Genomic DNA, 13,916 nt, shown 5'->3' with positions numbered 1-13,916 from the left:
CCGTCTCATCGGCCACTGCCCGGGCGTCACTCGTCAGCGACGAATCGCACCCGGTGGACCGCTGCGCAGTCGTGTGCTGCGCTGGAGCCATCGGACGGCGGGCAGATCCTCCGGCCAGTGCACACGCAGGGTGGTCCAGCCGCGACGCATCCGGAGGGCGAGTGAACCGGCATCGGTGAACGGACGCATCGAGATCCCCATTTTGAGCGACCGGTCGTAGCGCACGCGTCGGTGCAGACCCAGGTGGGCCGACACGTCCAGATCGTCGTGCAGTTCCGCATCCTCGCGGTGCACCGTCTCGGCGATCTGCTCCCACGTCTCGCGTCGGATCGCGCAGTTGGACCCGAAGATCGGGACCTGGGCGAGGGCGGCCCCGACGAAGAGCCGGTACGCCCCGAGGTAGAGGCCGGCGAGCGGTGCTCGGAGCGGGCGGGGACCGTCGATGAAGACGGCGGGGCCGGTGAGCGCCTCCAGCTCCGGGTCCGTCGTGAACGCCTCGGTGATCCGGGTCAACCAGTCCGGCGGCGGCACGCAGTCCGCGTCGAGTCTCGCGACGACCGTCGCCGTCGCGTGGTCGAAGCCGGCTGCGTTCGCCGCGGGTATGCCGGGCATCGGCTCATCGATGAGGACCGCGCTATACCGCTCGGCGATGGCCGCGACCTCGGCGCGATCGCGGCTGCCGTTGTCGACGACGATGATCGATGCGGGTCCGGTGTGCTGCGCGCGCAGGGAGCGCAGACAGCGGCGCAGGAGCGCGGCGTCGTCCTTCACCGGAACGACCACGTCCACGGTCATGGGCGGGTGGACTGCGGTCTCGTGTGCCTCGACCGTCATGCGTCTCGCCCATCCGCCAGCAGTTGTGCCTCCGCGAACACCCGTGGGTGGGCGAGGATCCGGAAGTGACCGCCGGTGTCGAGTTCCACGTTCTTGGCGCCGTCGAGTCGGCTGCCGCCCGGGATGTGCGGATCGAAGCGCCCGTAGACGGAGACGATCCTCGGATTGACGGTCGCCTCGCGGGAGAGCGCGAGGATCGTCGGGTCGTCGGGGGTGAAGATGCGGAGGCTCGGGAGGAGCATGAGCCTCGCGTACCGCGATCCGGCGAACGGCGCCGCGACGGCGAGCATCCCCGAGATCCGGGCTCCGCCGCCGCCGAGCGACATGACGTACTTGCCGACGAGCCCGCCCTTGCTGTGCGCGAGGAGGACGACGTCGCCGAGCCCGTTCGCCTCGAGGTAGTCGGCGACGAGTCGTGCCGCCACCGGAACCGAGCGGTCGTTGCGTCCGAGCGGGTCGATCACGTGCACCGGGTGCCCGTCGTCGTGGAGTCGGCGGATGAGCGGCTCGAGGAACCGCCAGGTCTCGTAGACGCCCGGGAGGACGACGATCGGTGACCGGTCGCCGGACAGGAAGTCGTGCGGGTCGGTTCTGCTGACGAAGGCCCGGGCCTGCCAGACGAGTGCGTAGGCGTAATCGCGCGCCCACCACCCGAGCGTCCGCAGCGCTGAACGGATCACCGGCGGTCACCGTCCGCGTGGCTCAACCGTCTCCCCGCAGGACCCCGGGGCGTCGCTCTCTTCCCATGTCCTCACCGTAACCGGACCATCCGGCCTCACCCTGGACCTTGACAGCGGCCGGACCGGACCCGGGCTGATCGGGACCGACGATGCTCGGCGTGGCTCACCACGGGTGCGGTGCGCTGATAATCTGGCAGCTGCGGTGGCCTCGGGGTGTTCGTGTGCCCGGACGATCGAGGAGTGCAGTGGGAGAGATCGACGGAGAGTTCGGCCGCGTCCGGGACGCGCTGGAGCGTCCCGCGATCCGGCTCCTGAGTCGCCCGACCGCACCGGCGGTGGTCGCGATCTTCCGCACCACGTTCGGCCGCGACGTCCAGTTCGTCGCAGCGGACCGCTTCCATCTGCAGGTCGAGGAGTACCTCGGCGAACTCGCGGCTCGCGGTGCTCGGATCCCGGCCGGCGGCGATGAACGCGGTGGCGGACGGTCCCTCTGCCGGGAGTGGGTGCACGACCAGTGGCTCGTCCGGACAAGCACCGACGACGGCGAGGAACAGTACTCGCTCACCTCGCACGCGCTCGAAGCGGTCTCGCTCGTCGACGGCCTCGCACACGACCGCGCCCTCATCAGCGAGTCGCGCCTGACCATGATCCTCGACTCGGTGCGCCGATGGGCGCTGCAGGCCGACCCGGACCGTGACGAGCATCTGCGTCGTATCGACGCGCAGCTCGCCGAGCTCCAGGCGGAACGCGAACGGGTCGCGGCCGGTGGCACCGTCGTGGCGGCGAGCGACGACCGGATGCAGGACGGCTACGCCAACATCGCCGACCTCATCCGTCAGCTCCCGAGCGACTTCCGCCGGGTCGAGGAGTCGGTCATCGCGATGCACCGGCGGATCGTCGAGGACTTCCGGAACGACACCCGACCGATCGGCGAGATCCTCGACGACTACCTCCGGCGCACCGACGAGCTGATGACGGCGACGGCAGAGGGTCGGGCCTTCGAGGGCGCTTTCGAGCTCCTCCGCAACGACGATCTGCTCCAGGACCTCAAGCGCGACCTTTCCACGATCCTCGACCACCCCTTCTCGGCCAGGCTCGGGCCCGCGGAGCTCCGTGGCTTCCGGGGTGCCGTCGGGATCATCCGACAGGGGATCGACGACGTCCTCGCGCAGCGTCGGCGGCTCACCGCGACGCTCCGTGACCACATCGTGCATCACGACGTCGTGCAGGACCGCGAGCTCGACACGACCCTGCGAGCATTGAACCAGCGCCTCGGCATCTGGATGCGGACCGCGGGACCACGCGCCTCCGTCGACCTGCCGCTCCTCCCCGAGACCATCGACATCGAGCACCTGCGCGAGCGGTTCTACGATCCGGACGTCGAGGTCGCACCGCCGCCGATCGCGACGTCCGTCGAACGGATCGACGGCGCGGCGATGTCGCTCGACACCCTCCGGTCGCAGGGTGGTCCGCTCCTCGACGAGCTCCGGGCCGGACTCCTCGATGCGGTGACCTCCGGTGCCGAGGACGCCCATGCGGCGTTCTCGGCGCTCGATCCGGAACTCCGACGACCTGTGGAGCTCTTCGGCCTCGTCCACCTCATGACCCAGCTGGGCACGTACGACGAGCAGGCACCACGCCGTCGCTACGAGACGGTCCGTCCGGACGGGACGACCACCGGGTTCGAACTCCCGGCCTTCCCACTGGGTGAGGCCGGTGTCGCAGCGCTGACGCGAGCCACGACGACCACGACGACTGTTCCGGCCGACCAGGCCGGGCGCGGAACGGAATGACATGACCTCCGAGACGGATCCCACCGTGACGGCGACGACCGATTCGACGTCGGTCGACCTGACGACGGACGGACTCGACGCCTTCGCACCCGCCGAGGCGCCGGTCGCCGACCCGGATGACGACTCGTTCGCCCTCTTCGAAGGGGACGAGGGACGCCTCGACGCCGCTCAACGTCGTGCGCTGGTCGCTCTGCTGAAGCACCGCTACGTCAGCCCCGCGCTCCAGCCTGCCGAGTGGCGGACGGTCCTCGAGTCCGAGTCGCTGCTGCGGTCCCGCCTCAACGAGCTGTTCCTGGAGCTCGAGGTGGACCGCTCGGCCGAGGTCGCATTCAAGCGCCAGGCGGGCTCGGAGAGCGGGCGGCGTCCCTTCCCGACCCTGCTGCACGACACCAGCTACAGCCGCGAGGAGACGATCCTGCTCGTCTACCTGCGGACGCGTCTCCGGACCGAACTGGCCAACGGCGCACGGGCCGCGATCGTCGAACACGACGAGCTCCTCGGCTTCGTCGCGAGTTTCCGGCCCGAGCACGCCACCGATCGCGCCCGCGACGACGGACGCGTCGAGCGCGCGATCGACAAGCTGCTGACCGCGCGCGTCCTGCTGCGGACCAAGGACGCCCGCCGCCACCGGATCGCGTCGGTGGTGGAGACGCTCCTCCCCCTCGAGCGCCTCCAGGAACTCCTGGAGTGGCTCGAGACGCAGACCGCAGCGGTCGATCCGGCCTCCGAACAGCCGCGAACCGATGCCGACGCGGACTCGGACGACGAGCCCGACGGCACCGTGGCCGAGTCGCAGGACTCCCCCGACGACCAGACCCAGCCACAAGCAGCAGAGGACGACCGATGAGCCGCTCCACGGACACCGACACCCTGCTGGACCTCGTCGAGCAGTGGCGCATCGAACGGATGCAGGTCATCAACTGGGGTGGGTTCGACGGGTACCGATCGGTCGATTTCGCCTCCCGCGCGACGCTCATCTCCGGCGCTTCCGGAACCGGGAAGAGCTCGCTCATGGACGCGTATCTCGCGGTCATGATGCCGTCGGACGTGCCGTTCAACGGAGCCTCCAACGACGCGGCGGTCGGACGGGCGCGGAATCCCGACCAGCGCAACCTGCTCACGTATCTCCGCGGCAAGGTCGACTCGGCACGGGACCCGCAGACCGGGGCGATGCGCGACATCAACCTGCGCGGCACGGATCAGCTCACCTGGGGTGCCGTGGCGGTGACGTTCCTCAACGACGACGACCGTCGCTTCACCGTCGTGCGCGCCTACCTCGTCCCGCGACGTGCGCTGCGCACCGGTGACCTGTCGATGACCATGGCGACCGTCGACGGGCCGTTCGAGCTCATGGACCTCGAGGCGTTCGTGCCGAAACGGTTCGACGCCGGTGAGCTCCAGGGTCGCATCCCCGGATTCGTCGTCCGCGACACCTACGCGGAGCTGTCCTACACGCTGCACACTCGTCTCGGCATCGGTGCCGGTGGCGACGGTGGACGGGCGATGCGTCTGCTGGCCAGGATCCAGGCGGGCCAGCACCTGCCGACGGTCGACGGCCTGTACAAGTCGATGGTGCTGGAGCGTCCGAGCACGTACGACGCGGCCGACCGGGCGCTGTCGCACTTCGAAGCGCTCGACGAGGCGTACCTCGCGATGGAGACCGAGAGCCGTAAGGCTCGGGTGCTCGAGCGGCTCGGTGAGCTGCGTCGCGACTACGAGGACGGGCACCGGGCGGCGGCCGACCTCGAGCGCCTCGGCTTCACCGAGGACGGCACGACCCCCTTCACCGTCTGGCGCAGTCGCGCACACGAGGCATTGCTCGACGAAGCGGTCTCCAGGAACCGGCGGGAGAAGCTCGAGGCCGGGGCCACGTTGGAAGCGGCGCGGGCACGAGCTGCTGCCGCAGGTGTCCGCGTCCGCGAGCTCGAGCGTCAGGTGTCGGAGCAGGGCGGGAGCGCGCTGCGGCGTGCCGAGGAACGCCGTGAGGCCGCGGAGGCGACGCACGCCGAGGTGGCACGAGCCAGGTCGCTGTTCGACGAGCGCACCGAGGTCCTCGACGATCCGATCGAGGATGAAGCCTCGTTCCGGCGTGCGCTGGGCCGCAGTGAGGACTTCCTCGCCGACGACGACACCGCGCTCGACGCCATCGAGACCGATCGCGCCCAGCTGCATCGCGAAGCGTTCCCCCTCGAGGAGCGCAACACCGAGCTCCGCCGTGAGCTGCAGTCGCTTCGCGGCCGTGACGGCGCGGTCCCCGATCGACTCCACCGGGCGAGGCTCGCCCTCGCCGAGGCGGCCGGACTCGATCCCGAACAGCTGCCGTTCGTGGCCGAGCTCATCGACGTCGCTCCCGCCTATGCCGCCTGGCGTCCCGCGATCGAGGTCACCCTCCACGGTCTCGCGAGGACCGTCCTCGTCGACGAGGAACACCTCGACGCGTTCGGCCGCGCGATCGACGCCGTCCGGATCCCGGTCCGCCTGCAGTTCGAGGGTGTCCCGCTGCATGAGCCGTCCTCCCCGGACGCGGGCGACCCCGCGTTCATCTCCGGCCGCGTCACGTACCGCACCTCCCCGTTCAGTACGTGGATCGAGCAGCGCGTCACCTCGGACCGGATCGACGCGCGGTGTGTGGAGACACCGTCGGAGCTCTCGGGCGGAGGTCGCCGCGTGACCGTGAACGGCCAGCTGCGTGACGGCCGCCGCGGCTCTCACGGCGACACGGGCGGCGCACCGATCCTCGGCTTCACCAATGAGGCGCGGATCGCGTCGATCGAGGCGGAGACGGCCGACATCCGCGGGCGACTCGAGGTCATCGCCGGTCGACAGGCCGGGATCCAGCAGCGGCTGTCGCGTCGTGAGGCCGAGCGGGCCGCCCACCGGTACCGACTCGACACCGAGTGGGCCCGGATCGACGTCGCCGGTGCAGCAGCGCTTCGTGACGCCGCCGCGGCCGAGCTGGAGCGTCTACTCGACGCCAGTGACGTCCTGCAGGAGCTTCAGGGCTCGGTGGCGGCCGCCCAACGTGAACTCGACGCCGCCAACGCGGAGCGGTTCCCGGCCGAGGACCGTGTCAGACGCCTCGACGAAGAGCACGGGGTGCTCGTCGATCAGCAGGACGCGGCGACGACGGTCATCGACCGCTTCGAGCGCTCCGAGGTGGAGGAGGTCTCCCCCGCCGACGTCGAGCGGATCGAAGCCGCCCTCGCAGCGGTGGGAGGCGTGCCGTCACTCGGTGGGTTCGGCGATGCGATGAAGCGGCTCCGCGCCCGGCTCGGTGACGAGTTGTCGTCGGCCGTCCGCCAGGCGGAGCAGGCCGCGCTCGCACAGGTGCACGTGTTCGAGCAGTACCAGTCGATCTGGCACGACCCCAACCTCGGCACGACGCTCGAGTCCTACGGCGACTACCGGGCGATCCTCGACGGCATCCTCGGCACCGGTCTCCCCGAGCGCCGCCAGGAGTGGCGCCGCCGGCTGTCCCAATGGAGCGGCGAGGACCTGGTCCCCCTCAGCAGCGCGTTCGACAGCGCCGTCGAGGAGATCGAGGACCGCCTGGTCCCGGTCAACGACATCCTGCGCGACCTGCCGTTCGGACCGGCGCACGATCGTCTCAAGATCGTCCTCCGCCGGGTGCATCGCGAGGAGGCCTCCGCCTTCCGGCGCGAGCTGCGCGCCCTGTCGAGCGAGGTCACCGCGAACCTCGGCGACGACGAGTTGGAGGCCCGGTTCCAGCGGCTCCGCCGGTTCATGGAGTCGATGCGCGACACGGGCGCCGGCGCCCAGTCGACCCGCGACCAGGTGCTCGACGTGCGCCGTCACGTCGAGATCACCGCCGTACGGTACGACACGTCGGGGCAGGACGTCAGCGTCTACTCCTCGCTCGGCGACAAGAGCGGTGGCGAGACCCAGGAGCTCGTCGCGTTCATCGTCGGCGCCGCCCTGCGCTACCAGCTCGGTGACGAGGACCGCCCACGTCCGAGGTTCGCGCCGGTGCTGCTGGACGAGGGCTTCATCAAGGCGGACTCGGAGTTCGCCGGCCGCGCAGTGGTCGCCTGGCTGCGGCTCGGCTTCCAGCTCGTCATCGGTGCGCCGCTCGACAAGGTGACGGCGCTCGAGCCCTACATGGACCGGCTCCTGTCGATCCGGAAGGATCCGCAGACCCGACACGCCTGGGTCGCCGAGATCGAGCGGTCGGCCCCGGCCGAGCCGCTCGAACGCGTCGGATAGCGCTGTTCCGTCGATCTCAATCGATCGCGGCGTGACTTGACACGACGCGTGTTCGAACATATGTTCGAACCATGTCCGATCGGCCCGCCGCCCCGCCGATCCGCATCGGCGAGGCCGAGTGGATCGTGATGCGGGATGTGCCCGACCGGCCGGCCGGTCTCGTGAAGTATTTCGCGCCGAGCGGCGCACCGGCCTACTTCCGCTGCGTCACCTGGGCTCCGCGGTCAGAGGACCGCCGACTGATCGGTCGGTTCGCGACGCTCGCCGAGGCGGAGCGCGCCGTGCCGGGTGGACGCCGGTCCGCCGCACCGGCCACTCCCAGCTCCGCGGACGCCTGGGAGCACGGGCAGGTCCCGTGGGACGCAGCGCCGCGACGGAGCGACCGGTACGCCTGAGCGGCTGGTCACCGCTCGGTCAGCGCCACCCGTACCGCGACCGGAGCCCGTTGGCGACTCGGGCGAAGCGATCCCGCGGGACCTGAGCCGCTTCCCGTCGCATGCCGTCGGGGTGCACGCGGAAGACGCGGTCGAGGTTCGCCCAACTCGGACGGCCGGCGCTGTCCCATCCGCCGGTGCCGAGCGGCACGAACTCACCGTCCTGCGAATGATCCTTGCTCGTCAGCTGCACCGCCAGCACCCAGCCTCCGGTCGAGCGCGCCACGATGAGCACCGGGCGGTCCTTGCCACGTCCGTCGCGCTCCTCGTACGGCACCCAGGTCCAGACGATCTCGCCTGGGTCGGGATCGCCGTCGACAGCCGGGGCGTAGTCGATCGACACGGCGCCCACCGTCCGCGGATCGACCTCGACCGTCGCCGTCCGGCCCGAGCGTCCGGGTGAAGCGGCGGTGGTGGTCGGTGGCGTCGCGAGGCCGGCGGTCCGCACCGCACTGGAGGCGGCGCGGGTGGAGGGGCCCAGGAGTGCGTTCGCGACGCGACGGATGATCGAGGTGAAGGTTGACACGCCGTCACCCTACCGTCCGCGGCCGCCACCCCAGCGAACGACGGACGGGCGCCGTCCTGATGGACGACGCCCGTTCGGCGAATCGATGGTGGTCGAGGTCAGTCGACGAGCGCGTACCCCTCTTCGCCGTGCACGGAGGTGTCGACGCCGGCGATCTCGTCCTCGTTCTTGACGCGGAAGCCGATGGTCTTCTCGATCGCGAAGCCGATGACGAAGGCCACGATGAAGGAGTAGACGAGGACGGCGAAGGCGGCGATGGCCTGGACGGCGAGCTGCTCGATGCCGCCGCCGACGAAGAGGCCGGTCTCGGTCGCGAAGAAGCCGAGGTACAGGGTGCCGATGAGACCACCGACGAGGTGGATGCCGACGACGTCGAGGGAGTCGTCGAAGCCGAGCTTGAACTTGAGCTCGACGGCGATGGCGCAGACGGCGCCGGCGACGATGCCGAGGAGCAGCGCCCAGCCAGGCGTCAGGTTCGCGCATGCCGGGGTGATGGCGACGAGACCAGCGACGGCACCGGACGCGGCGCCCACCGAGGTCGCCTTGCCGTCCTTGAACTTCTCGACGACGATCCAACCGATGATGGCGGCCGCGGTGGCCCCGACGGTGTTGACGACGATGAGTCCGACGTTCGCGAGCTCGTTCAGCCACTCGGCGCCGGCGTTGAACCCGAACCAGCCGAACCACAGGATGGCGGCACCCAGGAGGGTGAGCGGCACGTTGTGCGGCTTCGTGATGCCCTTCTGGAAGCCGATGCGCTTGCCGAGCACCAGCGCGAGGGCGAGGGCTGCGGCTCCGGCGTTGATGTGCACCGCGGTGCCACCCGCGTAGTCGATGACACCGATACCGGCATCTTCACCGAACAGCGTGGTTCCGAGGTTCATGATCCAGCCGCCGCCCCAGACCCACGCGGCGATCGGGAAGTACGCGATGGTCGCGAAGAGACCGGCGAAGATCATCCAGGAGCCGAACTTCGCGCGGTCGGCGATGGCGCCGGAGATCAGCGCGATCGTGATGATCGCGAAGGTGGCGCCGTAGGTCGCCCCCACCAGGTCGGTGTTCGCGGTCTCGCCGCTCGCGAGTGCGGTCATCCCGAAGTCGGAGAAGGGGTTGCCGGCGAACTCCAGCGGGCTGCCGACGGCCGACATGTTGAAGCCGTAGAGGATCCACAGCACGCTGATGAGGCCCAGCGCGCCGAAGCTCATCATCATCATGCTGACGACGCTCTTCGCCTTCACGAGGCCGCCGTAGAAGAATGCGACGCCCGGGGTCATGAACAGCACCAGAGCGGTTGCCGTGACTCCCCAAGCGATACTGCCTGTATCCATTGGATCTTCCTCACACATCGTGGTCTTGCAACGGGTGCCCGAGATGGCGAGGACCGGCTGAGCTCGGCCTCGCCGTCCGACTCGGTACAGCGACCAGTCTGGGGAACGGAGGTTTCCGCACGACTGTCAGCGTGTTTCCGATGTGTTACGCGAGTGCCGCCCAGGTAAACAGCGTGTTTCGTGACCGGGCGGGACCGGTCAGTCCATCGAGGTGAGGGCGATCATGCGCGACATCGCGCGCAGGTACTTCTTGCGGTACCCACCGTTGAGCATGTCGCCGCCGAACACCTCGTCGAGGGCGGTGCCGGTGGTGACCACGGGGATCTGTGCGTCGTACACCCGGTCGATGAACGCGACGAGCCGGAGCGCCTGGCCCTGGTCGGTCAACTCGTGGACGTCGCGGAGCGCGATCAGGTCGACGCCGTCGAGGAGTCCGATGAACCGTGAGGGGTGGACGGCGGCGAGGTGCGTGATGAGACCGTCGAAGGTGTCGACCGTGACGTTCCGGCCGGCGGCCGCCGCCTCCTCGGTGCGGGCGTCGAACCGCTCCTCGGAGCTCACCACGGCGTGCCCCTCGATGCTGCGACGGCGGTAGTCGGTGCCGTCGATGCGGAGGGTCTCGAAATTGGCGCTCATGGCCTGGATCTCGCGGAGGAAGTCGGCTGCGGCGAAGCGGCCCTCCCCCAGGGCGTTCGGCGGCGTGTTGGAGGTCGCCGCGATCCTCGTCCCGGTCGCGACGAGTTCCCCGAGCAGTCGGGTCATGACCATCGTGTCGCCCGGGTCGTCGAGCTCGAACTCGTCGATGCAGATGAGCGTCGCGCCCGTCAGCTGCGCGACCGCCGCCGCGTAGCCGAGCGCTCCGACGAGGGCCGTGTACTCGATGAAGGTGCCGAAGTACTTCTTCCGACCGGGCGCATCGTGCCAGAGCGCGGCCAGGAGGTGGGTCTTGCCGACGCCGAAGCCACCGTCCAGGTAGATGCCCGGCTTGGCCGCCGACACCTTGGGCTTCCGCCGTCCGAAGAAGCCGCCACCGACACCGGCCTGGGGCGCGAAGAAGGCGCGGAGCTTCTCGACCGCGGCCGCCTGGCCAGGGAAATCGGGATCCGGACGGTACGAGTCGAAGCTCGCCTGCTCGAACTGCCGGGGTGGCGTCAGGCTCGCGACGATCTCGGCGCCACTGACCGTGGGGACACGGTCGGCGAGGCTGCGGAATCCGGTCGGGACGGAAGGCGTGGTCACGGCAAACCTCTGGCTCTGCATGGGTGCTGGGTTACGGCGTCTGACGCATCGGTGTGGTTCGGTGGCGCGGACGGCGTACTGTCGAAGGGACAGGCTTCCAGCCTAGATGCACGACACCCGAGCCACACCGCAGCCAGCTGCACGACCGGAGGTACCCATGACCGTCGACGCCGATTCGACCTCGACCAAGTTCACCGCCTACGCCCACCCCGAGCGCCTCGTCACGGCGGAGTGGCTCGAAGCGCACCTGGGCGAACCCGGTCTCGTCGTCGTCGAGTCCGATGAGGACGTCCTCCTCTACGAGACCGGCCACATCCCCGGCTCGGTGAAGGTCGACTGGCACACCGACCTCAACGACCCGGTTGAGCGCGACTACATCGACGGAGCCGCCTTCGCCGCGCTGCTGGGGTCCAAGGGGATCTCGCGAGACGACACCGTGGTCATCTACGGCGACAAGAACAACTGGTGGGCCGCCTACGCCCTGTGGGTCTTCAGCCTCTTCGGACACGAGGACGTCCGGCTGCTCGACGGTGGACGCGACAAGTGGATCGCTGACGGCCGGGCGGTCACCCGCGACGCCACGGAGCGCGACGCCGTCGAGTACCCCGTGGTGGAGCGCGACGACACGGCCCTCCGCGCCTACAAGGACGATGTGCTCGCCCACCTCGGCAAGCCGCTCATCGACGTCCGCTCCCCCGAGGAGTACAGCGGTGAACGCACCACGGCGCCCGCCTACCCCGAAGAGGGTGCGCTCCGCGCCGGTCACATCCCGAGTGCGCGGAGCGTCCCGTGGGGCAAGGCGGTCGCCGAGGACGGCACCTTCCGGCCGGCGGAGGAGCTGGACGCGATCTACCGCGACGGCGCGGGCCTCGCCGAAGGTGACGAGGTGATCGCCTACTGCCGCATCGGCGAGCGGTCGAGTCACACGTGGTTCGTCCTGCAGCACCTGCTCGGGTTCGACAACGTCCGCAACTACGACGGGTCCTGGACGGAATGGGGCAGCGCCGTGCGCGTGCCGATCGTGCAGGGCGCCGAGCCGGGCGACGCACCGACGCGCTGAGCCCGTCCACCCACCGCCCTTCCGCACGGCGTCACGGTGCGGGAGGGCGGTCCGCTGTTCCCGGCTGCGATACTGGAGTGACCATGACCGATTCCCTCCTCGCCCCGAACCTCGCCGAGATCCGAGATGAGTTCCTCGCCGTCGAGGAACGCTCACGGCTGCAGCTGCTCCTCGAATTCAGCGACGAGCTGCCGGACCTCCCGGAGCGCTATCGCGACCACCCCGATCTCATGGAGCGGGTGCTCGAGTGCCAGGCGCCCGTGTTCTTCTTCGTCGAGGTCGACGAGGACGGCATCGTGCACCTGTTCGCCACGGCTCCCGAGGAAGCGCCGACCACTCGCGGGTTCGCGAGCATCCTCGTCCAGGGGCTCGCGGGACTCACCGTCGACGAGGTCCTCGCCGTTCCCGACGACTTCCCGCAGATGATCGGACTCTCCCGGGCGGTGTCGCCCCTGCGACTGCGCGGGATGTCGGCGCTGCTCGGCAGGACGAAGCGCCGCCTCCGCGAACTCGCCTGAGTCGTCGGTCCGTCGGTCAGTGCCCGGGCGGTAGCGGCACGAGCTCGTCGAGCCAGTCCGAGACCGCGGCGGTCCAACGCTCCGGGTCGTAGTTCCAGAGCTTCGTGTGACGGGCGACGGTGAACGGGACGAAGGTCACGATGTCCGGTCGTGCGAGGGCGAGCGCCCGCGACGGCCCTGCCGGGACGTAACCGTCGTCGTCACTGTGCATCAGCAGGATCGGCAGCGCGAGGTCGGCGGCGTTGGCGACGTAGTCGAGCCGTCCGAGATCGATGCTCGTCGCCTGCCCGGTCAGGAGGCGTCCCCACCGGCGGCTGATGGCGAGCAGGGCGACCCGACCCACGACGCTCGGGATCCGGTTCTCGCGGGCCTGGTGCTGCAGGACGTCCACCCAGTCGATGACCGGCGAATCGAGCGCGACGGCGCGGAGGAGTTCGGGGTGCGTCGTCCGCCGTGAGGCCTGGAGCACGATCGCTCCGCCCATGGACCAGCCCATGAGCACGACGTCTGCGGCGCCCTGTTCGCGCACCCAACCGATCGCGGCGTCCACGTCGCGCCACTCCTCGTCGCCGAGCGCGTAGCGGAAGTCCAGCGCGGGCGGAGCGTCGCCGTCGTTGCGGTAGGAGACGAGCAGGCACGAGTACCCGGCGTTGCGGAAGCTCGGCACCGCTCGGAGCGCTTCGGATCGCGTGGTCCCCCGGCCGTGCACCAGGACGGCCCAGCGGGTGGACGGTCCGTCCTCCGGGTGGATCGCCCACGCCGGCGCCGGCCCGAGTGTGGTCGGGACGAGCACGTCCTCGTGGGCGAGGCCCAGTTCCTCCGGGCGGCGGAAGAACCACCCGCTGAACTCGGCCTCCTGGCCGACGCGGAGCGCGTCGACGTCGCCGCCGAGGAGCGTCCGGACCACGGTGTGCTGCCGCCTCTCGAGGATGTCGCCCAGCTGCACGTAGGCGGCCCTTCTCGTCACCCAGCTGCCGTAGCGGCCGGGGACGATCGTGTCCGGGGACGCGACGAGTTCGACCGTCCCGCCGGCACGGTCCAAGCCGACGATGCGTGCCTCGCTCGGGCGGTCCCGAGCCGGGACCACCACCTTGCGGGCGATGGTCGCGACGACGGCGAGTCCGAGGGCGCCGACGGCGGCGGCGGCTCCGCCGGCGATGACGATCGCATCCGTCGCCGAACCGCGCCGCCGGATGCCGGTGCTCGCCGCTCCTCGACCGCTTGCCTGCGACCCGGGTCCGCGTCTCCGCCCGGCGTGCCTCTGCCCATTCATCGGGATG

Annotated in this window: 12 protein-coding genes; 6 read left to right on the top strand and 6 right to left on the bottom strand. The window is 70.1% G+C overall.

Annotated elements, in window-relative coordinates; translation table 11 throughout:
* Positions 1–33: 33 nt before the first annotated feature.
* Both RWN05_RS09110 and RWN05_RS09105 read right to left on the bottom strand, forming a co-directional pair.
* Positions 34–834, bottom strand: a complete 801-nt coding sequence (locus RWN05_RS09110; protein ID WP_314139327.1) for a glycosyltransferase family 2 protein — start codon at positions 832–834, stop codon at positions 34–36.
* Complete coding sequence (locus tag RWN05_RS09105; RefSeq protein ID WP_121291083.1) at positions 831–1,511, bottom strand: alpha/beta hydrolase; 681 nt, start codon at positions 1,509–1,511, stop codon at positions 831–833. The genes RWN05_RS09110 and RWN05_RS09105 overlap by 4 nt, the downstream gene beginning before the upstream one ends.
* A 248-nt stretch (positions 1,512–1,759) precedes the next feature.
* Between RWN05_RS09105 and RWN05_RS09100 the strand changes: the two genes are divergently transcribed.
* The 4 genes from RWN05_RS09100 to RWN05_RS09085 all read left to right on the top strand — a co-directional run bounded on the left by RWN05_RS09100 (position 1,760) and on the right by RWN05_RS09085 (position 7,926).
* On the top strand, positions 1,760–3,307 hold the full coding sequence (locus tag RWN05_RS09100; RefSeq protein ID WP_167620465.1) for a DUF3375 domain-containing protein: 1,548 nt from the start codon (positions 1,760–1,762) through the stop codon (positions 3,305–3,307).
* A 1-nt stretch (position 3,308) separates the two neighbouring features.
* Entirely contained in the window at positions 3,309–4,154 is an 846-nt protein-coding gene (locus RWN05_RS09095) for a DUF4194 domain-containing protein (RefSeq protein WP_079002478.1), read from the top strand.
* Positions 4,151–7,531 carry an ATP-binding protein gene (locus tag RWN05_RS09090; RefSeq protein WP_079002477.1) on the top strand — a complete coding sequence of 1,127 codons (3,381 nt, stop codon included), beginning with the start codon at positions 4,151–4,153 and terminating at the stop codon, positions 7,529–7,531. Before RWN05_RS09095 ends, RWN05_RS09090 begins: the two co-directional genes overlap by 4 nt.
* 71 nt (positions 7,532–7,602) lie before the next feature.
* The gene (locus tag RWN05_RS09085; protein ID WP_064293797.1) at positions 7,603–7,926 is read left to right on the top strand and encodes a hypothetical protein; all 324 of its coding nucleotides are present in this window, start codon (positions 7,603–7,605) and stop codon (positions 7,924–7,926) included.
* A gap of 19 nt (positions 7,927–7,945) precedes the next feature.
* Here the strand turns inward: RWN05_RS09085 and RWN05_RS09080 are convergent, their stop codons facing one another.
* From RWN05_RS09080 to zapE, 3 genes are all read right to left on the bottom strand, one after another.
* Positions 7,946–8,491 carry a type II toxin-antitoxin system PemK/MazF family toxin gene (locus RWN05_RS09080; RefSeq protein ID WP_240555436.1) on the bottom strand — a complete coding sequence of 182 codons (546 nt, stop codon included), beginning with the start codon at positions 8,489–8,491 and terminating at the stop codon, positions 7,946–7,948.
* A gap of 98 nt (positions 8,492–8,589) precedes the next feature.
* Positions 8,590–9,819 (bottom strand): ammonium transporter, encoded by a 1,230-nt coding sequence (locus RWN05_RS09075; RefSeq protein ID WP_064293796.1) that lies wholly within the window; start codon positions 9,817–9,819, stop codon positions 8,590–8,592.
* A gap of 198 nt (positions 9,820–10,017) precedes the next feature.
* On the bottom strand, positions 10,018–11,079 hold the full coding sequence (gene zapE / locus RWN05_RS09070; RefSeq protein ID WP_314139326.1) for a cell division protein ZapE: 1,062 nt from the start codon (positions 11,077–11,079) through the stop codon (positions 10,018–10,020).
* Positions 11,080–11,215: 136 nt separating this feature from the next.
* On the opposite strand from zapE, the gene RWN05_RS09065 reads away from it, so the two are divergent.
* Positions 11,216–12,118 carry a sulfurtransferase gene (locus RWN05_RS09065; RefSeq protein WP_079002475.1) on the top strand — a complete coding sequence of 301 codons (903 nt, stop codon included), beginning with the start codon at positions 11,216–11,218 and terminating at the stop codon, positions 12,116–12,118.
* Between the two features lie 83 nt (positions 12,119–12,201).
* Complete coding sequence (locus tag RWN05_RS09060; protein WP_071260092.1) at positions 12,202–12,636, top strand: SufE family protein; 435 nt, start codon at positions 12,202–12,204, stop codon at positions 12,634–12,636.
* A 16-nt stretch (positions 12,637–12,652) separates the two neighbouring features.
* On the opposite strand, the gene RWN05_RS09055 is transcribed toward RWN05_RS09060, so the two are convergent.
* On the bottom strand, positions 12,653–13,909 hold the full coding sequence (locus tag RWN05_RS09055; protein WP_314139325.1) for an alpha/beta fold hydrolase: 1,257 nt from the start codon (positions 13,907–13,909) through the stop codon (positions 12,653–12,655).
* Positions 13,910–13,916 lie beyond the last annotated feature (7 nt).

The organism is uncultured Plantibacter sp. (assembly GCF_963518075.1).
GTDB lineage: Bacteria > Actinomycetota > Actinomycetes > Actinomycetales > Microbacteriaceae > Plantibacter > Plantibacter flavus_A.
This window is presented reverse-complemented; position numbering and strand designations above follow the sequence as displayed.